This window comes from Actinomadura sp. BRA 177 (assembly GCF_013372625.1).
Classification (GTDB): domain Bacteria; phylum Actinomycetota; class Actinomycetes; order Streptosporangiales; family Streptosporangiaceae; genus Spirillospora.
Map to the genome: position 1 here is coordinate 16,257 of NZ_JABXFD010000380.1, position 22,752 is coordinate 39,008.

19 protein-coding genes and 1 pseudogene are annotated in these 22,752 nt (G+C 71.1%); 14 read left to right on the forward strand and 6 right to left on the reverse strand.

Annotated elements, in window-relative coordinates; genetic code table 11:
• Position 1: 1 nt before the first annotated feature.
• The 3 genes from HUX53_RS22015 to galT are packed head-to-tail and all read left to right on the forward strand — an operon-like array spanning position 2 to position 3,008.
• Positions 2-967: an ABC transporter permease gene (locus HUX53_RS22015; RefSeq protein WP_176405112.1), complete on the forward strand. Its 966-nt coding sequence runs from the start codon at positions 2-4 to the stop codon at positions 965-967.
• The gene (locus HUX53_RS22020; RefSeq protein ID WP_176405113.1) at positions 964-1,974 is read left to right on the forward strand and encodes an ABC transporter permease; all 1,011 of its coding nucleotides are present in this window, start codon (positions 964-966) and stop codon (positions 1,972-1,974) included. The genes HUX53_RS22015 and HUX53_RS22020 overlap by 4 nt, the downstream gene beginning before the upstream one ends.
• Positions 1,971-3,008: a galactose-1-phosphate uridylyltransferase gene (galT, locus tag HUX53_RS22025; protein ID WP_176405114.1), complete on the forward strand. Its 1,038-nt coding sequence runs from the start codon at positions 1,971-1,973 to the stop codon at positions 3,006-3,008. Before HUX53_RS22020 ends, galT begins: the two co-directional genes overlap by 4 nt.
• A gap of 72 nt (positions 3,009-3,080) precedes the next feature.
• Here galT and HUX53_RS22030 read toward each other — a convergent pair whose 3' ends face one another.
• From HUX53_RS22030 to HUX53_RS22040, 3 genes are all read right to left on the reverse strand, one after another.
• Entirely contained in the window at positions 3,081-5,495 is a 2,415-nt protein-coding gene (locus HUX53_RS22030; protein WP_217919745.1) for a LamG-like jellyroll fold domain-containing protein, read from the reverse strand.
• Positions 5,496-5,659: 164 nt separating this feature from the next.
• Complete coding sequence (pntB, locus tag HUX53_RS22035) at positions 5,660-7,126, reverse strand: Re/Si-specific NAD(P)(+) transhydrogenase subunit beta (protein WP_176405116.1); 1,467 nt, start codon at positions 7,124-7,126, stop codon at positions 5,660-5,662.
• A 3-nt stretch (positions 7,127-7,129) separates the two neighbouring features.
• Positions 7,130-8,668, reverse strand: coding sequence for a Re/Si-specific NAD(P)(+) transhydrogenase subunit alpha (locus tag HUX53_RS22040; protein WP_176405117.1), 1,539 nt, complete (start codon positions 8,666-8,668; stop codon positions 7,130-7,132).
• 345 nt (positions 8,669-9,013) lie between these two features.
• On the opposite strand from HUX53_RS22040, the gene HUX53_RS22045 reads away from it, so the two are divergent.
• The 5 genes from HUX53_RS22045 (at position 9,014) to HUX53_RS41380 (ending at position 12,951) form a co-directional block, all read left to right on the forward strand.
• On the forward strand, positions 9,014-10,054 hold the full coding sequence (locus tag HUX53_RS22045; RefSeq protein ID WP_176405118.1) for a zinc-dependent alcohol dehydrogenase family protein: 1,041 nt from the start codon (positions 9,014-9,016) through the stop codon (positions 10,052-10,054).
• A gap of 177 nt (positions 10,055-10,231) precedes the next feature.
• Positions 10,232-11,065 (forward strand): universal stress protein, encoded by an 834-nt coding sequence (locus tag HUX53_RS22050; RefSeq protein ID WP_176405119.1) that lies wholly within the window; start codon positions 10,232-10,234, stop codon positions 11,063-11,065.
• Positions 11,066-11,094: 29 nt separating this feature from the next.
• Positions 11,095-11,289 carry a hypothetical protein gene (locus HUX53_RS22055; RefSeq protein ID WP_176405120.1) on the forward strand — a complete coding sequence of 65 codons (195 nt, stop codon included), beginning with the start codon at positions 11,095-11,097 and terminating at the stop codon, positions 11,287-11,289.
• Positions 11,286-11,783 carry a flavodoxin domain-containing protein gene (locus HUX53_RS22060; RefSeq protein WP_176405121.1) on the forward strand — a complete coding sequence of 166 codons (498 nt, stop codon included), beginning with the start codon at positions 11,286-11,288 and terminating at the stop codon, positions 11,781-11,783. The genes HUX53_RS22055 and HUX53_RS22060 overlap by 4 nt, the downstream gene beginning before the upstream one ends.
• Before the next feature lie 703 nt (positions 11,784-12,486).
• Positions 12,487-12,951, forward strand: coding sequence for a hypothetical protein (locus HUX53_RS41380; RefSeq protein WP_255205505.1), 465 nt, complete (start codon positions 12,487-12,489; stop codon positions 12,949-12,951).
• Between the two features lie 369 nt (positions 12,952-13,320).
• Here the strand turns inward: HUX53_RS41380 and HUX53_RS22070 are convergent, their stop codons facing one another.
• On the reverse strand, positions 13,321-14,001 hold the full coding sequence (locus HUX53_RS22070) for a CBS domain-containing protein (RefSeq protein ID WP_176405122.1): 681 nt from the start codon (positions 13,999-14,001) through the stop codon (positions 13,321-13,323).
• A gap of 310 nt (positions 14,002-14,311) precedes the next feature.
• Here HUX53_RS22070 and HUX53_RS22075 point away from each other — a divergent pair, with 310 nt between their 5' ends.
• Positions 14,312-15,175, forward strand: a complete 864-nt coding sequence (locus HUX53_RS22075; protein ID WP_176405123.1) for a universal stress protein — start codon at positions 14,312-14,314, stop codon at positions 15,173-15,175.
• 177 nt (positions 15,176-15,352) lie between these two features.
• Here HUX53_RS22075 and HUX53_RS22080 read toward each other — a convergent pair whose 3' ends face one another.
• Both HUX53_RS22080 and HUX53_RS22085 read right to left on the reverse strand, forming a co-directional pair.
• Positions 15,353-16,726: an FAD-binding oxidoreductase gene (locus tag HUX53_RS22080; RefSeq protein WP_176405124.1), complete on the reverse strand. Its 1,374-nt coding sequence runs from the start codon at positions 16,724-16,726 to the stop codon at positions 15,353-15,355.
• Positions 16,727-16,785: 59 nt separating this feature from the next.
• Positions 16,786-17,694, reverse strand: a complete 909-nt coding sequence (locus HUX53_RS22085; RefSeq protein WP_176405125.1) for a PaaX family transcriptional regulator C-terminal domain-containing protein — start codon at positions 17,692-17,694, stop codon at positions 16,786-16,788.
• A 152-nt stretch (positions 17,695-17,846) separates the two neighbouring features.
• On the opposite strand from HUX53_RS22085, the gene HUX53_RS22090 reads away from it, so the two are divergent.
• From HUX53_RS22090 to HUX53_RS41385, 5 genes and pseudogenes are all read left to right on the forward strand, one after another.
• On the forward strand, positions 17,847-18,890 hold the full coding sequence (locus HUX53_RS22090; protein WP_176405126.1) for a sugar ABC transporter substrate-binding protein: 1,044 nt from the start codon (positions 17,847-17,849) through the stop codon (positions 18,888-18,890).
• A gap of 1 nt (position 18,891) precedes the next feature.
• Positions 18,892-20,406 carry a sugar ABC transporter ATP-binding protein gene (locus HUX53_RS22095; protein ID WP_176405127.1) on the forward strand — a complete coding sequence of 505 codons (1,515 nt, stop codon included), beginning with the start codon at positions 18,892-18,894 and terminating at the stop codon, positions 20,404-20,406.
• The gene (locus tag HUX53_RS22100) at positions 20,393-21,403 is read left to right on the forward strand and encodes an ABC transporter permease (RefSeq protein WP_176405128.1); all 1,011 of its coding nucleotides are present in this window, start codon (positions 20,393-20,395) and stop codon (positions 21,401-21,403) included. The genes HUX53_RS22095 and HUX53_RS22100 overlap by 14 nt, the downstream gene beginning before the upstream one ends.
• Positions 21,400-22,596 (forward strand): acyl-CoA dehydrogenase family protein, encoded by a 1,197-nt coding sequence (locus tag HUX53_RS22105; RefSeq protein WP_176405129.1) that lies wholly within the window; start codon positions 21,400-21,402, stop codon positions 22,594-22,596. Before HUX53_RS22100 ends, HUX53_RS22105 begins: the two co-directional genes overlap by 4 nt.
• Before the next feature lie 2 nt (positions 22,597-22,598).
• A pseudogene (locus tag HUX53_RS41385) lies at positions 22,599-22,752 on the forward strand (homogentisate 1,2-dioxygenase); the annotation flags it as partial.

Consider the following 22,752-nt stretch of genomic DNA (forward strand, 5'->3'; position numbering starts at 1 on the left):
GATGGCCCAGGTGACGGCCTCCCCGCGGCAGGGGATCGACCGCGCCCGCGCGCTGGCGTGGCTGCAGGACTACGGCGTCTACCTCGCGGTGGCCGTGCTCCTGCTCTTCAACGCCTTCTTCACGCCGCACTTCCTGGAGGTCGACAACTTCCGCAACCAGCTCGTCCAGGTGACGCCGGTCCTGATCGTCTCGCTCGGCATGGCGCTGGTGATCGGCACCGAGGGCATCGACCTGTCGGTCGGCTCGGTGATGTCGCTGGCCGCCGCGATGATCGCGCTCTACCTCGGGTACGGCCTCGTCCCCGCGGTGCTGATGGCGCTGCTCGCCGGCGCGGCCGGCGGGCTGGCGGGCGGGTCGCTGGTCGCCTTCGTCGGGGTGCAGCCGATCGTGGCGACGCTGGCGCTGCTGGTCGGGCTGCGCGGCCTGGCGAACGTGTTCGTCCCGCAGCTGGAGGACTTCCGCGACCCGGCGCTGCTGTCGCTCGGCAGCGACGGCGTCCTCGGCGTCCCGTACGTCGTCCTCGTGGCGGCCGTGGTCGTCGCGCTGGTCGGGTTCCTCGTCCGGCGCACCACGTTCGGGCGGCAGCTGGTCGCGATCGGCGGCAACCGGCGGGCCGGGGAGCTGTCCGGGCTGCCGGTGAAACGGGTGCTGCTGCTCGTCTACATGCTGTCGGGCGTCCTCGCCGCGGTCGCCGGGGTGCTGTCCACCGCGCGGATCCAGGCGGCCGACCCGACCTCGCTCGGGCTGCTCATGGAGCTGTCGGCGATCACCGCGGTGGTCGTCGGCGGGATGCCGCTCACCGGCGGACGCGTCCGGGTCGCGGGCACCGTGATGGGCGCGCTGCTCATGCAGCTGCTCACGTCCACGCTGACCAAGCACGACCTGCCCTCGTCCTGGACGCAGATGGTGCAGGCCGCCATCATCCTCGTCGCCGTCTACGCCGCCAGGGAACGGATGACCCGATGACACCGCTCACCACCGTCAGCCGCGCCGTCGGCGCGGAGCCGCCAGCCGGCGCGGTGCGCGGCGAGCAGGCCGGCCGGCTGCTGCAGCAGTACGGCGCCCCGATCGTGCTGCTGCTGGTCGCGGGCGTGGCCGCCGTCGTGTTCGACGGGTTCGCCTCGGGCGCGAACCTCGCCAACCTCGCGATCACCGCGTCCTTCCTGGCGATCATCGCCGTCGGCATGACATTCGTGATCATCAGCGGCGGGATCGACCTGTCGGTCGGCTCGCAGTTCGCGCTCGGCGGGGTGCTCGCCGCGTGGGCGTCCCAGTACGGGTTCGCCGCCGCCCTTGCCCTTCCGCTCGCGGTCTGCGGGGCCATCGGCCTCGCGCAGGGCTGGATCATCGCGCGCACCGGGATGGCGCCGTTCATCGTGACGCTCGCGGGGCTGCTCGGCGCGCGGGGCCTGATGCTCGCCGTCTCGAACGAGGGGGCCGAGACATACCTCGTGAAGAGCGACGCGTTCGCCGAGATCGGGCAGGGCCGGTTTCTCGGGCTGTCGTATCCCGTCTACAGCACTCTCGCCCTTTTCGTCCTCGGCGGCCTGGTGCTGCAGCGCGGACGGTTCGGCCAGCGCGTGTACGCCGTCGGCGGCAGCGAGGACGCGGCGCGGCTCATGGGTGTGCCGGTCGCCCGCACGAAGATGCAGGTCTACCTGATGACGGGGCTGCTCGCGGGACTGGCGGGCGCGCTGAACGCCGCCCGGCTGTCGTCCGGCGTCACGATCCTCGGGGCCGGCATGGAACTGGACGTCATCGCCGCCGTCGTCATCGGCGGGACGCTGCTCACCGGCGGCGCCGGGACACTGTCCGGGACGCTGGCCGGCGTGCTGCTCCTCGGCGTCATCCAGAACATCATCAACCAGATCGGCAGCCTGACCTCGGCCTACCAGCAGGTGGTCAGCGGCACGTTCCTGGCGGTCGTCGTGGTCGTCCAGCGTTACCTGAGCCGGCTGCAGCGGGCCGCATGACCGGGTCCCTACGCACGTCGGTCCGGCTGGCCGACACGCGCGAACTCATCTACTTCGACGACGGACCCGGCCATGACCGGACCGCGCCCGACCTGCGTCCGCTGCCCGCGCACAAGCCGAGATCGGAGCTGCGGCTCGACCCGGTCATGGGGGAGTGGGTCGTGATGGCGGCGCACCGGCAGGACCGCACGCACCTGCCCGCGCAGAGCGAATGCCCGCTCTGCCCGTCGGGCGGCGGGCGGCACAGCGAGATCCCGGCCGCCGACTACCACGTCGTCACGTTCGAGAACCGCTTCCCGTCCCTCGGCGGCCCGCCCGCCGGCGGCCGGTGCGAGGTCGTCTGCTTCACCAGCGACCACGATGCGTCGTTCTCGCTCCTGCCCGACCGGCGTCTGGAGACCGTCGCCCGCGCCTGGACGGACCGGACCGCCGAACTGAGCCGGCTCCCCGACACCGAGTACGTCTTCGTCTTCGAGAACCGCGGCGTGGAGATCGGGACGACGCTGCACCACCCGCACGGGCAGATCTACGCCTACCCGTTCGTCCCGGCGAGCGCTGCGCGCGCGCTGGACATGGCGCGCCTGCACCGGGCGGAGCGGGGCTCCTGCCTGTTCTGCGCCATCGTGGCCGCCGAGCGTGCCGGCGAACGCGTCGTCGCCCGTTCGGACCGCTTCGTGGCGTTCGTCCCCGAGGCGGCGCGCTGGCCGTACGAGGTGCACATCTACCCGTACCGGCACGTCACAGGCCTGCCCGAACTGGACGCCGATGAACGGTTTGAGCTGATGGTGTTGTACCGGGACGTCCTGCGCCGCTTCGACCGGCTCTTCGACGCGCCCGCGCCCTACATCGCCCACCTGCAGCAGGCCCCGTCCGGGAAGGACGCCGACCTGGCGCACCTGTCCTTCCGGATCTTCACGCCGCGCCGCGCGGAGGGCAAGCTCAAGTACCTCGCGGCGAGCGAGACGGGGGCGGGCGCGTTCATCAACGACGTCCTCCCAGAGGAGGCCGCCCGGCGCCTCCGCACGGCCGGCTGACCCCACGTTGACTTGCGGCGTGTTGCCCTTATGGAAGCTCGTATAAGGGCAACACGCCGCAAGTCAACGGTGCTAGTCGGCGAGTTGCGCGGCTTCGGCGGGTGACAGGGCGCGGTCGAAGACGCGGACTTCGTCGATCGCGCCCGGCCAGAAGTCGACCGGGTTCCCGCCGAACTTGCCCCGGCCGATCACGGTGTTGCCGGTGGAGGCGTCACCGAGGCACGCCTCCGCGCCCTCGGCCTTCTGCCCGTTCACGTACAGGGTCAGCGTCCCGGACGCCGCGTCCCGGACACCGGTCAGGTGGTACCACTGCCCGGTCTGCGGTGCTTCGGGGGCCAGCGCGCGGACGCCCGCGAAGCTGAACGCGAACCGGTTGTCGGCTCCCGAGTACTGCAGGTAGAACGCGCTGTTCGTGGGACCGTCCTGGCTGACGGCCGTCGCGAACGACCCGAGGCGGTCCAGCTTCACCCAGGCGGAGACGCTGTAGCTGCCCGTGGTGTCGAGGATCGCCGCGCCGGTATCGACGAACTGGTTCGACCCGTTGAACTGGAGACCCGACCCAGAATGTCCGGTCGTCCACTGCGGCCCGTTGACGAGGGTCCCGTCGTGGTCTCCGACCGCGTCGGCGGTCGTCGTGCCGGTGCCTTCGCCGAACGGATAGAAGCTCACCCCGTCCAGTCCCGGCGTGCCTGGAGGCTGGTCACCGCCGTCGGACGACGGGTCCGCTTCGATGACCGACCGGTTTGCCTCGCGAACCTGCGCGGCGTCCATCTTCAGCTGCTGCCGGTCGTAGGTGTAGAGGCCGTTGACCTCCTTCTCCACATCGGTGATCTGCGTGTAGACCGAACCGGACACACCGCACTTGACGACGAGCGTGCGCACCTTGTCCTGTACCTCGGTGTAGCGGCGCGTCAGCGTGGACGAGTCGGGCGTCATCTCGTAGGCGAAACTGCCCGCCGGGTCGAACATGTGACCGTCCACCTTGAGGCCGAGCCCGCCGTACTCACCGGCGACCGAGGCCCGCTCACCACTCGGGATCGGCGGCGAACCAGGACCGACGTAGGTGTGGTCGTCGTAGATGTCGCCCTCGCCGTTGTCCGGGAGCGAATTGCAGCAGTTGACGCCGCTGTTGGCATTGACCAGCTGGCTCGGGTCCCAGCTCTTGACGAGGTCGGCGATCCGTCCGGGCTCGTACTCGCCCCAACCCTCGTTGAACGGGACCCACATGACGACCGACGGATGGCTGTCATGCTGCCGCACCATGGCGTGCATCTCGTCCTCGAACTGCTTCTTGTCGTCGGCGGACGGGGTGTGGCCGCCGAACATGGCGGGCATGTCCTGCCACACGAGAAGCCCGAGCTTGTCCGCCCAGTAGAACCAGCGGTCGGGTTCGACCTTCATGTGCTTGCGCACCATGTTGAAGCCGAGCTTCTTGTGCGCGGCCAGGTCGAACTTCAGGGCCTCGTCGGTGGGGGCCGTGTAGATGCCGTCCGGCCAGTAGCCCTGGTCGAGCGTGCCGACCTGCGGGACGAACTTGCCGTTGAGCAGCATGCGCGTCTTGCCGTCCTCGCCCTTGGCGAGGCTGATCGAACGCATGCCGAAGTAGGAGCCGACGTTGTCGGTGACCCGGCGGCCGTCGCGAAGCCGGACCTTCAGCGTGTAGAGGTACGGGTCGTCGGGCGTCCACAGATGCGGCCGGGACACCTTGAGCGACAGTTCGCTGCCCGCCTCCCCGGTCACCCGCCCCACCGGCCGGTGCCCGGCGTAGGCGACCGCTTCCACCGTCGCGCCGGACGTCCCGGACGTCTGAGCGGTGAGCTTGAGCTTCCCGCCGCTTACATCGGGCGTCATCGTCAGATCGGTGATGTGCGCCGCCGCTACCGGCTCCATCCAGACGGTCTGCCAGATCCCTGACGCCGGCGTGTAGAAGATGCCGTCGCCGGGCTTGCGCTGCTTGCCGACGGCCTGGTGCCCGATGTCGGTGGGGTCGTCCACACCGACGATCAGCTCCTGCGCGCCGCGCGGCTTGAGCGCGTCGGTGACGTCCACGGAGAACGCGTTGTAGCCGCCGGTGTGCGTGGCCACCTGGCGGCCGTTGACGTAGACCGTCGCCTTGTGGTCCACGGCTCCGAACTGCAGGACGAGCCGCTGCCCGTGCGTCCGCCAGTTGCGCGGCACCGTGAACGTGCGCCGGTACCACATGTGCTGGACGCTGCGCTGGATGCCGGAGAGCGCCGACTCCACCGGGTAGGGGACGAGGATCCGCTCGTCCAGCTCCTTGCCGACGGGCGGCTGCTCACCTGGGGTGGCGCCGGCGAACTGCCAGAGGCCGTTGAGGTTCTGCCACCGGCTCCGCGTGAGCTGGGGGCGCGGATAGTCGGGGAGGGCGTTGTCGGGACCCACCTCGTGGGTCCAGGGGGTGGTGAGTGGAGGCGTCTTGGGCTGCCACTCGTCCGCGGAAGCGGGCGGCAGCGCGACCGCGCTCACGACAGCCGTGATGAGCGTGATCAACAGGGTGGTTTGGCGACGCACACGCAACGGACAACTCCAATCCGTTCGAAGCCGTCGAGGGCCTTCGCCGCCTTAGCATGAGCGTTTTAGATCGAAGTTGCAATAATATGACCGAACCTTCTCGAATCTGTGCGTGACGATCAGGAGCGTGCGGCGGCCTCGGGTCGCCCGGCCTCCGGCGAGAGGTGTCCGAGGGCCTGGAGGATGCCGTTGACCTGCTCCCTGGCGTCGCCGAAGAGCATCTGGGTGTTGTCGCGGAAGAACAGCGGGTTCTGGACGCCGGCGTACCCGGTGGCCATGGAGCGTTTGAACACGATGACCCGCCGGGCGTTCCAGACCTCCAGGACGGGCATGCCGGCGATGGGGCTCGCGGGGTCCTCCTCGGCGGCGGGGTTGACGATGTCGTTGGCGCCGATCACCAGGACCACGTCGGTGGCGCCGAAGTCGTCGTTGATCTCGTCCATCTCCAGCACCAGGTCGTAGGGGACCTTGGCCTCGGCGAGCAGCACGTTCATGTGGCCGGGCAGGCGCCCGGCGACCGGGTGGATGCCGAACCTGACCTGGGCGCCGAGGTCGCGCAGCCGCGCGGTGAGCGCGGCGACCGGGGCCTGCGCCTGGGCGACGGCCATGCCGTAGCCGGGAATGATGATCACCGAGGAGGCCGCGGTGAGCACCCCGGCGGCCTCCGCGGCGGTGATCTCCCGGTGCCGGCCGTGCTCGGTACCGGACGCGGCGGGCGCCTCAAGGCCGAAGCCGCCGGCGATGACCGAGAGGAACGAGCGGTTCATCGCCTTGCACATGATGGCCGACAGGTAGGCGCCCGAGGAGCCCACCAGCGCGCCGACGATGATCAGGAGGTCGTTGCCGAGCAGGAACCCGGACGCGGCGGCCGCCCAGCCGGAGTAGCTGTTCAGCATGGAGACCACCACCGGCATGTCGCCGCCGCCGATGGAGGCGACCAGGTGCCAGCCGAGCAGCAGCGCCACCGCGGTGACCGCGATGAGCGGCCACGTCCTCGGCTCGGCGACGAAGACGACGGTGAGGGCGGAGAACGCGACGAGCGCCGCGACGTTGAGCAGGTTCTTGCCCGGCAGCATCAGCGGCGCGGACTTCAACCGGCCCGACAGCTTGCCGTAGGCCACGATCGAGCCGGTGAAGGTGACGCCGCCGATGAGGACGCCGATGAAGACCTCGGCGCTGTGGATGCCGAGCATGCCCTCGCGGGCGAGCGCCGCCGCCTCCGTCCCCCCGGGATGGCGCTCGACGTGCAGGTAGCCGCTCCAGCCGACCAGGACCGCCGCCAGCCCGACGAAGCTGTGCAGGAGCGCGATCAGCTCGGGCATCGCGGTCATCTCCACCGCCCTGGCCCGGTTCAGCCCGATCAGCGCGCCGACCGCGACCGCCGCCACGAGCAGCCCGAACGCGGGGACGTCGATGCCGTCGTCGATGGTGAGCGCGACGGTGGCGACGAGCGCCACGGCCATGCCGAGCATCCCGTAGGTGTTGCCCAGGCGGGCGGATTCGTGCCGGGAGAGCCCGGCCAGCGCGCGGATGAAGAACAGTGCCGCGACGATGTACGCCGCGGTCGACACGGTTGCGATCGTCATCGCCTAGCTCCTGATGAACATGGCGAGCATGCGGCGGGTGACCGCGAATCCGCCGAAGACGTTGATGCTCGCGAGCAGGATCGCCGCGAGCGAGAGGGCGGTGATCGCCGCGCTTCCCGTGCCCATCTGCACCAGCGCACCGACCACGATGATCCCGGAGATCGCGTTGGTCACCGACATCAGCGGGGTGTGCAGCGCGTGGTGGACGTTCCCGATGACGTAGTAGCCGATCACGATGGCCAGCGCGAACACGGTCAGATGCACCTGCAGCGCCGCCGGCGAGACCGCGATGAGGCCGAACACCCCGGCGGCCGCGACGGCGGCGCCGATCCGGCGCAGCACCGGATTCGCCCTGCGGGGCGGATCGTCCACCTCGGCGACCCGCTCCACCGGCTGGGCGGCCACCGGTGCCGCCGACACCGGCACCGGAGGCGGCGGCCAGGTGAGCTCACCCTCGCGGACGATGGTCATCGAGCGTTGCACGACGTCATCGAAGTTCAGGACGAGTTGGCCGTCCCGCTGCGGGGTCATCAGCTGGATCAGGTTGACCAGGTTGGTGCCGTACAGCTGGGACGCCTGCGCGGGCAGCCGTCCGGCCAGATCGGTGTAGCCGAGGATGATCACGCCGTTCCCCGTGACCACCCGCTCGCCGGGAACCGTCCCCTCGACGTTGCCGCCGTTGGCCGCGGCCATGTCGACGATCACCGAACCCGGCCGCATCGTCGCCACCATCTCGGCGGTGATCAGCTTCGGCGCGGGCCTGCCGGGGATGAGCGCGGTGGTGACGACGATGTCGACGTCCCGGCACTGCTCGGCGTACAGCGCGGCGGCGCGGACGTTGTAGTCGTCCGACATCTCCTTGGCGTAGCCGGTACCCGGAGCATCGTCGGGCTCGGGCTCGGGCTCGGCGACGGCGAGGTAGTCGCCGCCGAGCGAGCGCACCTGGTCGGCGACCTCCGGCCGCGGGTCGGTGGCCCGCACGATCGCGCCCAGGCTGGCGGCCGCGCCGATCGCCGCGAGCCCGGCGACGCCGGCCCCCGCGACCAGCACCTTCGCCGGCGGTACCTTGCCCGCCGCGGTCACCTGGCCCGTGAAGAACCGCCCGAATTCGTGCGCGGCCTCGATCACGGCCCGGTACCCGGCGATATTGGCCATCGAGGAGAGCACGTCGAACGACTGGGCCCGGGAGATCCGCGGCACCGCGTCCAGGGACAGCGCCGTGATGGGACGCTCGGCCAGGTCCTCCACCAGGTCCGGGCTGAACCGAGGGCTCAGCAGCCCGATCAGCGTGGCACCCGGCCGCAGGGCGTCCAGCCGCTCGGGTGAGGGCGGGCCGACGCCCAGCACCACGTCCGCGGCGACCGCGTCACCGATGGCGGCACCCGCGGCCTCGTACCGGTCATCGGGAAAGCCGGCCCCGGCTCCGGCGCCGGACTCGACGACCACCTCGTACCCGAGTTTCTGCAGTTGAGTGACGGTTTCCGGCGTCACGGCCACCCGCCGCTCGCCGGGCGCCTCCTCCTGGAGAACTCCCACGATCATGGCAACGACCTCACATCTCTGACGTATCAGCGCCCAGACCGGCGCGTCGCGCCGCGGGACCGTGGGGTGCTTGCCTGCCGCCACGGGGCGCGGACGGCGTCGGATATCTCGGTATCAAGCTAATTCTGCCGCGCCCAGCCCGCTTCCGCTATGTGCTAAGTGCCAGTCTTGGCCATGAACGTTTGGTGACTTGAGTGGTGTCGCGCTGCCGTTCACCACGCGTTACCTGCGCACGGGGCCGGGCAGGGACGTTAGCGCTCGTGCGGCAGGACGTTGGGCACTACCGGCGTCGTGCCACCGAATCCGACTCTGAAATCCCAGCCGAACCGATGGAGGAGGCGCGTCATGCGAGCGCTGGTGTACCACGGCCCTGGAAACAAGGCGTGGGAGGAGGTGCCCGAGCCGCAGGTCATCGAGGACGGCGATGCGGTGGTGCGGGTCGACGCGGTGACGATCTGCGGGACGGACCTGCACATCCTCAAGGGCGACGTCCCGGCGGTGACCGACGGGCGGATCCTGGGGCATGAGGCGGTCGGGACGGTCGAAGCGGTCGGCCCGGCCGTGCGGACGGTGAGGCCCGGCGACAAGGTGCTGGTGTCGTGCATCACCGCGTGCGGGACGTGCCGGTTCTGCCGCGAGGGCCGCTACGGGCTGTGCGTGGGCGGTGGCGGGTGGATCCTCGGCCACAAGATCGACGGGACGCAGGCCGAGTATGTGCGGGTGCCGTTCGCCGACACCTCCGTCCACCCGCTGCCGGACGGGGTGCCCGCCCAGGACGTGCTGATGCTGGCCGACATCCTGCCGACCGGGTACGAGGGGGGCGTGCTGAACGGCGCCGTCCGTCCGGGCGACACGGTCGCGGTGGTGGGCGCCGGACCGATCGGACTGTCGGCGATCATGGGGACGCGGCTGTTCAGCCCGAGCCGGGTCATCGCGATCGACCTTGCCGACAGCCGGCTGGAGGCGGCCAAGCGGTTCGGCGCCGATGTCACGGTCAACAACTCGCGCCAGGACCCCCTCGCGGCCGTCCGGGAGCTCACCGGCGGGCTGGGCGCGGACGTGACCATCGAGGCCGTCGGCGTGCCGGCGACGTTCGAGGCGGCGGTGGCGCTGGCGCGGCCGGGCGGCCGTATCGCCAACATCGGCGTGCACGGCGGCCCGGCCGCCCTGCACCTGGAAGAGCAGTGGATCCGCGGTATCACGATCACCACGGGGCTGGTCGACACCTACTCCACGCCGACCCTGCTGCGGCTGGTCGCCGGCGGTCAGCTCGACGCCGGACGGTTCATCACCCACCACTTCCCGATGGAGGAGTTCCTCAAGGCCTACGACGTGTTCGGCGACGCCGCCGACACCGGCGCGCTCAAGGTCGTCCTGACCCGCTGACCCTTCGAACCGTGAGGCCGCAACCCGGGCGAGGGCTGCGGCCTTCGTCCGTCCGGCTTTCTGGGGTGTGTCCGGTGACCGTCGTCCCTTGAACGGTGGGACCTTTGGCCGCTGAAAGGCGGAGGGGCGCGGCCTAGCGTCGACAGTGAACCGAAGGGCGGCCAGGAGGGGTGGACGATGCGGGCTCCGATCGTTGTGGGAATTGACGGCTCCGCGCATGCGTGGCGGGCGCTGGACTGGGCGGCCGACCGTGCCGTCCGCCATCGGCTGCCGCTGCTTGTGGTGCACGGCTCACGTGCCCTCCTGGACGAGGGGACGATCCCGCCGGACGCGCTGCAACGCCTCGCCGGAGAGCGGGAGGACCTGCTCGGCGAGGCCCGCCAGTACGCGCTGAAGCTCCATCCTGAGCTCGATGTCGAGACGCGGCTGGTGCCGTCCGATCCGGGTCGGGCGCTGGTGGCCGAGAGCGAGCACGCCGACCTGGTGACGGTGGGATCGCGTGGCCAGGGCGGTTTCGAGGGCCTGCTGTTCGGCTCGGTCGGCCTGTACACCGCCGCGCACGCCCGTTGCCCGGTGCTGGTGGTGCCGCGTTCGGCCCCGTACCCGTCCGATGCGCCCGCGCAGATCGTGATCGGGGTCGAGGGGGTGGACGATGAGCGCCCCTTCATCGAGTGGGCGTTCGCGGAAGCCGCCTCGCGCGGCGCCAAGATCCTGGCCCTGCACGCGGTGGGCGGGGAGTTCTCGCCACGCCGCCGGGTGATCGAGGACCTGGAGTTGTCGGAGTCCCTGGCCGGTTACCGGGAGCGGTACCCCGACGTCCCTGTCGACCGGCTGGTCTCCGACCGCACTCCCGCCCAGGCACTGGTGGACGCGTCGGAGAACGCGGCCCTGGTCGTGGTCGGCGCCCGCCGCCGGCGCGCGCCCCTGGCCGGGATGGCACTGGGCCGGGTCAACCACACGGTGCTGCACCACGCGCGATGCCCAGTGGCCGTCGTCCCCAACCACGACTGAGCCACGTCTGAATCTGTCGGGTCCGATCGGTGAGGCTCGGAAGCGAGGAGGTGACCTCGATGGACGGACGGGCCGTTCTGGTGGGCACCCTGCGCGGCGTCCCCCTGCTGGTCTGCCCGCTCCGGGGCGGGACGGTGATCGGCGCGCGTGCCGTGCTGCACGAGGCGCCGAGCCCGGTCGCGGTCGTCCATGAGCGCGACCCGAACATCAAGGAGTCGTCATGACCCGAGTCCTGGTGGCGTACGCCTCCGAGCGCGGAGGAACCGCCGAGATCGCCGACTGGATCGGCGCTGCGCTGCGCCGCGCCGGTGTGGAGGCCGATGTGCGTCCGGCCGGGGAGGTCCCCGAGCTGGACGGGTACGACGCCGTCGTCGTCGGCGGCGCGCTGTACGAAGGGCGCTGGCATCGGGAGGCGCGCCGCTTCGTCCGGCACCACGCAGGCGACCTGGCGCACCGGCCCGTGTGGCTGTTCAGCAGCGGCCCGCTGGACCACACCGCGCGGGAACACGCGATCGACCCCGTTCCGGGTGTCGCCAAGTTCGCCGGCCGGCTGGACGCGCGCGGGCACGCCACCTTCGGCGGCCGTCTGACCTCGGACGCCAAGGGGTTCCTGGCGTCCAAGATCGCCAAACGGATGAGCGGCGACTACCGGGACCGCGAACAGGTCGCCGAGTGGGCCACCGGCATCGCCCGCGAGCTGCGGAGGGTCGCCGTATGAGCCTGCTGCGCGCACTGCTCCGTGGCCATCGTCCCCGGACTTCCGGGCGGTGACGGCGGTTCGGCGCGGAGGTCCCGGCCATAGCGGACCTTCGTCCCTGCAGGTCACCCGGCTGTCGGGGGATGAACTGGGAACAGCGGACCTGGGAAGGAGTGACCATGCGGTACAGCAATGCGGTGAGTCCGTCCGAGCAGGTGTCGGCCGATGCGCGCAAGGCCGTCGAGGACGCGGTGTGGGCCCCTTCGGTGCACAACACCCAGCCGTGGCGGTTCGCCCTGCACGGCGCCCGGATCAGCCTGAGCGCGGACATCGACCGCCGTCTCGACGTGGCGGATCCGGACGGCCGCGAGATGCTGATCAGCTGCGGGGCCGCGCTCTACAACCTGAGAAGCTCGCTGCGCGCGCTCGGATACACGCCAGGCGTCCAGTTGCTGCCCGATCCTGATCGCCCGCACCTTCTGGCCGACATCGTCCTGGAGCCGGGGGAGCACCCGGACCAGCAGACCCTGCGTGAGCACGCGCAGATCCGACGGCGCCGCACCCACCGGGGCGGGTTCCGTCCGGACCCGGTGCCCGCGGGGGTCCTGTCGGCCATGCGGCACGACGCCGAACGCGCGGGGGCCCGGTTGGTCGAAGCCGTGGACGCCCACGTCAAGGGGGCTCTGGCGGCCCGACCGAGGCGGCCGAGCACGTCCAGCAGCGCATGCCGGCGCATGCGGCGGAGATCGCCCGCTGGGCGCCTTCGCCCCGGACATCCCGGACGGACGGCGTCCAGGAAGACGCCTACCCGCAGCAGGTCCCGAAGACCACGCCGCACTTCCCGGCGCGGGACTTCGCGCGCGGCCACGGGTGGGGGACGCAGAGCGCGCAGGACGGGGGAACGGCGCTGGCCGGGCTGACCCTGCTGCTCGTCTCCGACGGCGATGGTCCGGCCGATTGGCTGAACACCGGGCAGGCACTGCAACGAGTGCTCCTGAGAGCTGCGGAACGCGACCTGGCAGCGGCCTTCCACACCCAGGCCCTCGAAGTGCCCGAGTTGCGCGCGTTCATCCGGGCTCGCTTCTGTGGCGGCGCCCACCCGCAGATGCTGCTGCGCCTCGGCGTCCCTGAGGGCGAGGAGCTGGGAACGGTCCGCCGCCCGGTCGAGGACGTGATCGAAGAGACATGACCAAGTGGTCGGTGCCATGGCTCCAAGGCTGAAGGCTGGACTCATGGCCGACGAACCCCGGACCGGTGAAGATCGGGCGAGGCTCGTTCTCTCGCATCCGCGAGCCGCGCGTGCCGATCCTGGTGCGGGAAGGCCGACGGCGGCGCGTTCGAGGACGAGGACGAGGTCGTTCCGGGTCGAGGCGGCACACGGGCGGGTGGCGAGCGGCTGCCGGGCCTGCGGCCCCCTGGACCATGAGGACGCTGGGCGGCTCGTTCACGGCCGACCCCGCCCGGACGGCGGGACGGTCATCACCTGGCAGGCGCCGCTCAAGGGACTCTGACGCGGCGCCCGCAGGGCCGGCCGCCGACAGCTGGCGTGGGCAGAGCCTCACGCCCGGGGGTAGTGGGCGGGGCGGGTGTCGTCGTGGTCGTAGCCGAGCGTGTGGACGACGTCCACGACGCCTTCGGTGGCGGCGGTCAGGCGGACGACGATCGGGATGAGGCTCTTCTGCTCGACGCGCCCGGTGAGGTGGACGACCCCTTCCCGGACGCGGACGTGCAGCTCGCCGGGGTCCTGCCAGAGCTTGTTGACCAGGACGTCCTGGATGACCTCGTCGCGGATCTCGGCGTCGGAGCGGTGGAACACGCGCAGCAGGTCGCGGCGGGCCACGATGCCGGCGAGCCCGCCGTCCTCGTCGAGGACGGGCATGGCCTTGTACCCGTGGGCGTTCAGCAGCCGGGCGGCCTGGGCGATGGTGGTGTGCGGGGCGACGGAGACGACCGGTGCGCTCATCAGCCCGCGGGCGTCCACGGCCGCGGCCTTGGTCCTGGCTTCGGTGGGGCGCCGCAGTCTGGCCAGCCGAGACCGGTGGTCGCCGTCCTTGTACTCCTGCTTGTGGAGCAGGTCGGCCTCGGTGACGATGCCGGTGACGTGTCCCGCGGCGTCCAGGACGGGCACGCCGCTGATGCGGTGTTCGGCCATCGTGTCGGCGATCTCGGCGAACGGGGTCTCTTCGGTCACCGTCACGACGCTCGCGGTCATGACGTCCTGGACCGTCCGGCGTTTCATGGTCTCCTCCTGGGGGTCTCGCCGGCTCAGGGAGCCTCGGACGCGGTGGCGTGGTCCACCGTGACCCACGTCGGCGACCTCCCTGAGTCACCTCCACTCTCCCGATGACGCGGCCTCCGGGGCAGTGCCGACCGTCCCCGCCGCGCGGGACCTTCGGCCCATTCGTCATCGCCTGCGCAGCCGCCCGGCCCTATGTGGTCGGGGGCCAAAGGTCCCTGATGTTCCGGACCGATGCCTCCCCCGGGGAACGGTCCGCATTGAGCAGAGTGGTGGTGAACGAACCCGATCGAGAAGTGTGAGGTGGGAAGGCATGAACGCAGCGCCGATCACCGGGATCGTTGTCGGCTATGACGGATCAGAGAACGGGATCCGGGCTTTGGACTGGGCCGCCGAGGAGGCGCGGACCCGCGGCCTGCCGATGACCGTGATCCACGTGTTCGAGGTCTTCGTCGGGGGCCCGGTGGCCATGCCGTTGGTGGACCTGCGGTCCCTGGCGCAGGAGACCCTGGACGGAGGTGTCGACCACGTCCGGAAGGAAGCGTCCGACGTTCCGGTGCAGGGCGTGCTCGTCCAGGGGCAGGCGGCCGCCAAGTTGATCGAGGCGGGGAAGACGGCCGCCATGATCGTGCTGGGGCCGCGGGGCCTGGGCGGGTTCGCCGGCCTGGTGCTCGGGTCGGTCAGCGCCCAGGTGGTCGCGCACGCCCCCTGCCCCGTGGTGATCGCCAGAGGCGACCTGGACACGCCAGGCCGTGTCGTGGTCGGCGTGGACGGTTCACCGATCTCCCGGGCCGCGCTGGCGCTGGCGTTCGCCGAGGCCGAGCTGCACGGATCCTCCGTCCACGCGGTGGCGGCCTGGGAGTCGGTGCCGGTGGACGACCTTCCGCCGCTGGCCGACGAGGCCGGCATGCGCAAGGCGGCCACGACCCGGCTGGACCAGCTGATGATCCCCCTGCGGGAGCTCCACCCCGGAGTGGACGCGCAGGCCGAGATCGTGGTGGGCCCGCCGCGTGAAGTCCTGCTGGACGCCGCGCGGGACGCGCGTCTACTCGTCGTCGGCTCGCGAGGACTGGGCGGCTTCCGCGGCCTGCTACTCGGATCGGTCAGCCAAGCCCTGGTCCAGCACGCCCCATGCCCGGTAGCGGTCGTCCACGCCCCCCAGAATCCCGCCGACTAGCGATCACCCCTACGCGCCGGCCCAGGCCATGAACAGCGGCCAGAGGATGCCAACCGCGTCGTCTGAATGAAGGATTCCGGGTCGGACGTTTCTGGTGTCCGCTGGGCGCCGCCCACCGGTCCGGCGGTGGATCGCTCCGCCGGGCTGTGGAGAGGGCTCGCCAGGTTCGCGTCCTGACTATTGCTCTGTGGGCGATGTTTTTGAGGGGTTGATCCAGGGTGGGGTTTGGAAGGTCTCGTGTGGGTCGTGGGTCTGTTTGATCGTGGTGAGGCGGTCGAGGGTTGCTGGGGAGTAGGCCGTGCTGGTGCGGGTGGCGCTCTCGTTGAGTCCGAGATGGTTGACGTCGGGGCCGCCGGCCGACAGGTGCATCAGGCCGGCGAGTCCCTTCTCGCTCCAGGTCCGTTCGGCGGCGCCGTCGCCGGAGGACCAGTTGGCGATGATCTCGGTCATGAAGGCCGCGTGACGGTAGGAGAACGGGGTGTCCGGGGCGTCGGGGGCGGAGATGGCGCCGCCGAGGGGGCGGAAGAGGAACTCGCTGAGCGGCGAGGAGGCGTCCTCGATCGCGGCGACGGCGTGGTCGGCGGCGGGGCCGTCCAGGCCGGTCAGCCATTCGGAGCGGACGTCCCAGCACATGCCGTCGGGTGCGGCTTCGTCCGTTGAGGTCTGGAAGGTGCAGAAGTCGGTCGGGGCGATCGTGTCCAGGAGCGGTCGGCCGATTCGGCGAAGGGCTCGCACGTGCGGGTCGTCCTCGCCGTCGGGGCCGGTGGAGAAGACGGGGAGGAGCAGGACGGGCCGGCCCTGGACGTCGTCGGGGAGGCCGGGGATGGGCGGAGCGCTGGTGAGGACCGCGGCCCAGTTGAGGTGGGAGGGAGCAGATGCGGTCGCTTCGACGGCCTGCCACAGGACGGCGTCGGCGTCGGTGAGGCGGTGGACGAGGGTGCCGGTGATCGGCCGGACGAGCGGGAAGAGCCGCATCCGGAGTTCGGTCACCACGCCGAGGCCGGTTCCGGCGCCGCGCAGCGCCCAGTAGAGGTCGGGTTCGGCTTCGGGGCCGACATCGCGGACGGCACCGTCGGCGGTCACGATGGTCGCGCCGAGCAGGTTGTCGCCGGCGAGGCCGTGGCCGCGTCCGAGCCAGCCGAGTCCGGTGCCCAGGGAGAATCCGGCGACGCCGACCTTGGACACCGAGCCGCCGGTGGTGGCCAGGCCGTGCTTTTGCAGGACGGGATCGACCTGGCCCCAGCGGAGCCCGGCGCCGAGCCGGGCGACGCGGTTCTCGGGGGCGACCGAGATGGAGGTGAGGTCGCGGACGTCCACGACGAGGCCGCCGTCGGCGAGGGAGCGGCCCGCGAAGTTGTGGCCGCCGGCGCGGACGGTGAGCGGCAGGCCGTGGTGGACGGCATGGCCGATGGCGAGTGCGACGTCGTCGGCGTCGGCGCATCGGGCGATGAGCGCGGGGCGCGTCCGGACGGCCTCGTTCCACAGGTGCCGCTGGTCCTCGTAGCCGGTGTCGTCGGGCGTGGTGAGCCGGCCTTTGAATCCCTTGATCACAAAGGCACCGTAGGCCGAACGGGCAGGTGGAAGGGATGTTCGCGGTCCGCTGAGCGGACTCAGGTGGCGCAGGTTCTGCGGACGTACTCGACCGCCCCGGGTTCCAGGCGGTTGCGCAGGTCGAAGAACAGTTCGGCGGCGCGGTGCCCTACCCAGTCGTCGGGGAGCAGGTCCTTGGGCAGCCCGGGGTCGAGGTAGGGGAACTTGCGCCAGTGGTACAGGGCGAGTGTGTAGTCGATGAACACCTGGGCTCCGGACGGGTGCCGGACGTCCTTCCAGCGTTCGGTGACGGGTGCGCACCAGTCGACGAATTCGGCGTAGAGGGTGGTCAACTCGGTCAGGCCCCATGCCTCACTGACGAGTGAGGAGAGTTCGGCGAATCCGGTGTACTGCGCTTCGAACATCAGGACGTACTGCTGGAATCCGAGTTGTTCGACGGTCTTCTCCAGTTCGTCCCGCATGCGCCGGGGTGCCATCCACAGGCCGTTGCTGAGGTTCCCGAAGCCGAGCCAGGAGAGTTGGGAGCGCAGCACGTGTCGTTTGGAGCGCTGGTCTTCCGGGACGGAGAACGACACGAGGATCCAGCCGTCGCCGAGGTAGGCGGGGTGCCGAGGGCCGAAGATGCGGCGGTCGGTGTCCTCGAGTGCCGCGAGGGCCTGGCCGGTCAGGCGCAGGCCGCGCGCGCCGGGGCGGTTCTCCGGTTCGAGGAGCCCCTTGCGGCGCATGCGCAGCAGCGCCGACCGGGTGGCGGCCTCATCGACGCCCAGCTCGTTCATCAGATGAACGATCTTGGCGATGGCGAACCATCCGCCGAGGGGCCGCATGTAGGCCCCGCAGACGTCCATGATGAGCATCTTCGGGCGTCCGGTCCCGGAGTCGCCGGCCGCGCCGCTGCGCGGCGTGGTGGCCATGGACGGCGTCGCACCCGTCCAGGCGCCATCGATGTGCTGGCTTTCGGCTCCTCGCATGGCATCCAGTGTGCCCGCTCGGCGCAGCGTCCCGGGACGGTTCGCCCAGCGGAACGGTGTCCTCACGGCAACGCCGCAGGTGGCGGTACAACCGTGTTTCCAGTCGTCACCGATGTGACGACCGTCATGCGGAAGACTGCCGGAGGTGGCATATGACCGTGCGTGCGCGGCGCACCGCGGCCGGGATGGTGGCTGCCGGACTCCTGTTCGGCCTGGCCGCCTGCGGCGACGGGAATGACGGCAAGGCCGTCCCGTCGGGAGGGGACGACGGGACGGGCTGCGCGGCGGCCAAGGGCAAGACCGTCGGCTTCAGCGAGCCGCTGCCCGACCCGAACTTCCAGGCGATCGAGCAGATCGTCTCCAAGGCGCTGGCCAAGTACGGCGCGAAGCTCAAGGTGGTCAACGCGAACCTGGACCCGGGCAAGCAGATCTCCGACATCAACACCCTGATGCAGCAGCAGGTGGACGCGCTGATCGCCAACCCGGTCGATCCGAACGCGACGCAGGGGGTGTTCGCCCAGGTCCGGCAGAAGAAGATCCCGATCATCGTGCTGGACACCGAGGTCGGCGGGCCGTACTTCACCACCGTCCGCGACGACGTGGACTTCGCGGGTGCGGACGGCGCGAAGGCGCTCAAGGAGATCGTGGGCGACGGGAAGGTCGCGGCGATGTTCGGCCCCAACTTCGCCGAGCTGCTGAACTGGGAGAAGGCCGCTTTCGAGGCCGGGGCCAAGGAGGCCGGCCTCAATGTCGTCGACCGCCGGGTCAACCAGAAGATCACTCCCGCGGACGCCAAGGCGATCGCCGAGTCGTGGCGGCAGAAGTACGGCGGCGATCTCAAGGGCATCTGGACGTTCAACGACGTCTCGGCCATCGGGGCGGCATCGGCGCTGGGCGGAGACTTCACGCCGGCGATCGTGTCGATCAACGGGCAGCCCGACGCGGTGCCGCTGGTGAAGGCCGGCAAGATCACCGCCACGTACGGCGTCCCGTACGACAAGACGGGCCAGGCCCTGGCGTACGCGGCGCTGCGGGCGGTCTGCGGAGCCAAGGTGCCGTCGGAGATCTGGATTCCCACGGTCAAGCTGACCAAGGAGAACATCGACACCTGGCAGCCGATCGCGCAGCGGGTCGACAACCCGTTCTCGATCGCCTTCGAAAAGCGCGAAGGCAAGACCTACGTCAAGCTCGACTGAGATGCCGGTCATCGATGTCCCCCGGGTGAGCGCGCCGCTGCTGCGGGCGGCGGGCGTGGCCAAGAACTTCGGCCCCGTCACCGCACTGCGGCGCGCCGACCTGGTGGTGCACCGCGGCGAGGTCGTCTGCCTGGCGGGCGAGAACGGATCCGGTAAGTCGACGCTGGCGCGGATCGTGGCGGGGTCGATCCGCCCGGACGGCGGCGCGGTCGAACTGGACGGGACGCCCGTGGCGTTCGGCGGGCCGAAGGACGCGCTCGCCGCCGGGCTCTGCCTGGTCTCGCAGGAGCCCACGCTCGTGCCCGGGCTCTCGGTCGCGGAGAACGTGCTGCTGCCCCGGCTGAACCGTCCGGCGCGGACCGTGCGCCGGACGGCCCTCGCCGCGGAGGCCGAGCCCTACCTGGCCGGTGCGGGGCTGCGCGTCGATCCGCTGCGGCCCGCAGGGTCGCTGCCGCCGGGGGAGCGGGAGCTGGTCGAGGTCGCCAAGGCGCTGGCGGCCGAGCCGCGGCTGCTCATCCTGGACGAGGTGACGACCCGGCTCCCCGATCCGGAGCGGCTGTTCGCCGTGGTGGAGAGGCTGGCGGCCGCCGGAACCGGCGTGATCGTCATCACGCACCGGCTGCGGGAGATCCGCCGCGTCTGCGATCGCGCGACGGTGCTGCGCGACGGCGCCACGGTGGCCGAGCTGGGCCGGGACGAGCTCACCGACGAGCGGCTGTCGTCGGCCATGGTCGGACGGGACCTCGGCGAGTACTTCCACAAGCGGCCCGTGCCCGTCGGCGGTGAGCGGCTCAGCGTCGAGGACCTCGTGACGGACCGGTCCCCGCACGCGATCTCGTTCGACGTGCGCGCCGGCGAGATCCTCGGTGTCGCCGGGCTGGTCGGCGCCGGGCGCAGCGAGCTGCTGGAGACGATCGCCGGAGCCCGCAGGCCGCGGGGCGGCAGCGTCGCGATCGACGGCGAGCGCCTGGAACGGGCATCGCCCCGTGCCGCGCGCCGGGCCGGTATGGCGCTGGTCCCCGAGGACAGGTTCGGGCAGGCCCTCGCCGCCGCCCACTCGATCCGCGACAACCTCGCCGTCCCCTGGCTGCGCGCCCTGCGGCGCACGAACCGGCACCGCGACCATGATCGGGCCACGCGCGCCGTCACCGACTACAGGGTCCGGTGCCATGGGGTGGACGTCCCGGTCGGGACGTTGTCGGGCGGGAACGCGCAGAAGCTCGTCCTCGCACGGGCACTCGGCCACGCCCCGAAGGTCCTGCTGCTGGACGAGCCGACACGCGGCGTGGACATCGGTGCCCGCTCCGACATCTACGAACTGATCGGCGAGCTGGCCGCAGGTGGCGCGGCGGTCGTGCTCGCCTCGTCCGACCTGCTGGAACTGCTGGGCCTCGCCGACCGGGTCATCGTGCTGGCCGAGGGCCGCCCGGCCGGAGAACTGCACCGTGACGAGGCGACAGAAGAGGCCATCGCGCTGCTGGCGCTAGGGGGAGGGGAACGAGATGACGCCGTCTGAGAAGACGCTGGGGGCCGCCGCCCCGCCGGGGCGGCCCGCGGCCGGCAGGGCCAAGGACGCGGTGCAGGCGACGTCCCAGTACCTGGGGGTGCTCGCCGTCCTCGTGCTGCTGGTGGTGCTGCTGGCGGTGACGCAGCCGCAGTTCCTCACGGTCGACAACTTCATGAACATCGCCGAGACGAACGTGGTGCTGCTGCTGGTCGCGACCGGCATGACGTTCGTGCTGCTGACCGGCGGCATCGACCTGTCGGTCGGCGGCATGATGGGATTCTCGGCGATCGTCTGCTGGAAGCTGTTGGACGTCCTGCCCGCCCCGGCGGCGCTGCTCGGTGCCGTCGCCGCCGCTCTAGCGGTGGGGCTCGTCACCAACGGGCTGCTCATCGGCAAGGCAGGGTTGTCGTTCCTGGTCGTGACGATCGGGACCGGCACGCTCCTGCACGGGCTGGCGCAGATCTGGTCCGGCGGCCAGTCCCAGACCATCTTCAAGTACGCCTTCCTGGTGAAACTCGGCTCGCAGCGGGTCGGCGGCGTGCCGATCACCGTGCTCATCGCGGTCGGCGTGTTCGTCCTGGCCGTCCTCGCCCTCCGCTACACCGGCTTCGGACGGATGGTCTACGCGGTCGGCGGCAACCCGGAGGCCGCGCGGCTCGCCGGAATCAACGTCTCCGGGGTCCGCGTCGCCGTCTACACGCTGTGCGCCGCGCTGGCCGGCCTCGCCGGCGTCGTCGGCGCCGCCCGGCTCACCTCCACCTCGCCCGACGCGGGCATCGGCATGGAACTCACGGCGGGCGCCGCCGTGCTGCTCGGCGGGACGTCCTTCATGGGCGGCCGCGGATCGCTGCTGGGCACGCTGCTCGGCGTGCTGTTCCTCGGCGTCCTGCAGAACGGGGTGACGCTGGCCGGGGTCAGCCCGTTCTGGAGCAACGTCGTCAGCGGCGTCGTACTCGTCGTCGCCATCGGCATCGACCGGCTGCGCAGCGGCAAGGCGATGCCATGAGCCGCCTGACACCCGAACGGGAAGCGCTCCGCGAGGCGGTCGCCGAATTCGCCCGGCGCCGTCTTGCCCCCGCGCTCCCCGTAGGAGATTCGGAACTGCCGCTCGCCGCCAACCGCGATCTGCTGAAGACCGCGGCGGAACTCGGCCTTCCCGGCCTGCTCATCCCGGCGGAGTACGGCGGCGGAGCCGGAACCCAGCTCGACAACGCGACCGTCGCCGAAGAACTCGGCGCCGTGGACGCCGGGTTCGCGGCCGGACTCAACCTGACGATGACCGTGCCCGGCCTGATCCTCGCGGTCGGCACCCCGGACCAGCAAGAGCGCTGGCTCCCGGGCATCGCGGCCGGTGAGACCGTTCTGGCCGGAGCGATGAACGAGCCGTCAGTGGCCGGTTCGGAGCTGTTCAACCCCGAACCGGACCTCGACTCCGGCTACCGCTCCCGCGCGGTGCGCGACGGTGACGACTACGTGATCAACGGTGCCAAGGCGCAATGGGTCACCAACGCCGGAGCCGCCGACGCCTACATCGTCTTCGCCCGGACGGCGACGGACCGTCCCGGCGTGCAGTCCACCAGCGCGTTCTGGGTCCCCGCCGGCACGCCGGGCCTGTCCTGCGGACCGCGGTCCCGACTTCTCGGCCTGCGCACCGGCTTCCATGCCGAAGTGTTCCTCGACGACGTCCGGGTCCCCGCCACATCGCGGATCGGCCCCGAGGGGCAAGCCCTGCGACTGCTGATGAGCACGACCCCGGGCATGGCGGTCGGCCTGGCCGCCACCTTCGTCGGCGTCGCCCGCGCCGCCGAGGACCTGGCGCGTGCGCACGCCGCGCAGCGCCGCAGTTGGGGTCGGCCCTTGCACGACCATCAGGCCGTCGCGCTCGATCTGGCCGAGATGGCGGTCTCCGTGCGGACGGCCCGGCTGCTCGTGCACGAGGCCGCGACGGCACTGGACGAAGGGGCCGACCCGAGCGAGCTGGCGATCCTCGTTCCGGCCGCAAAGACCCGCGCCGTCGACGCGGCGATCGACTGCGCGCAACGCGCCGTCCGCCTGCACGGCGCCACCGGCGTCACCACCGGCGCCGGCCCCGAGAAGCTTCTGCGCGACGCCTGGACGGGCTACTCCTGCGACTTCACCAGGGAGATGCTCCACCTCGGTATCGCCTCAGCCCTCCCGGCATCTGAACGAAGGAGGTAGTCATGACCTACTACCGCCGGGTCGGCCAGGTGCCGCCGAAGCGCCACACCCAGCACAGGAATGGCGAGGAGCGGCTCTTCTTCGAGGAACTGATGGGCGAGGAGGGGTTCTCGTCCGATTCGTCCCTGCTGTACCACCGGGAGATCCCGTCGGCGA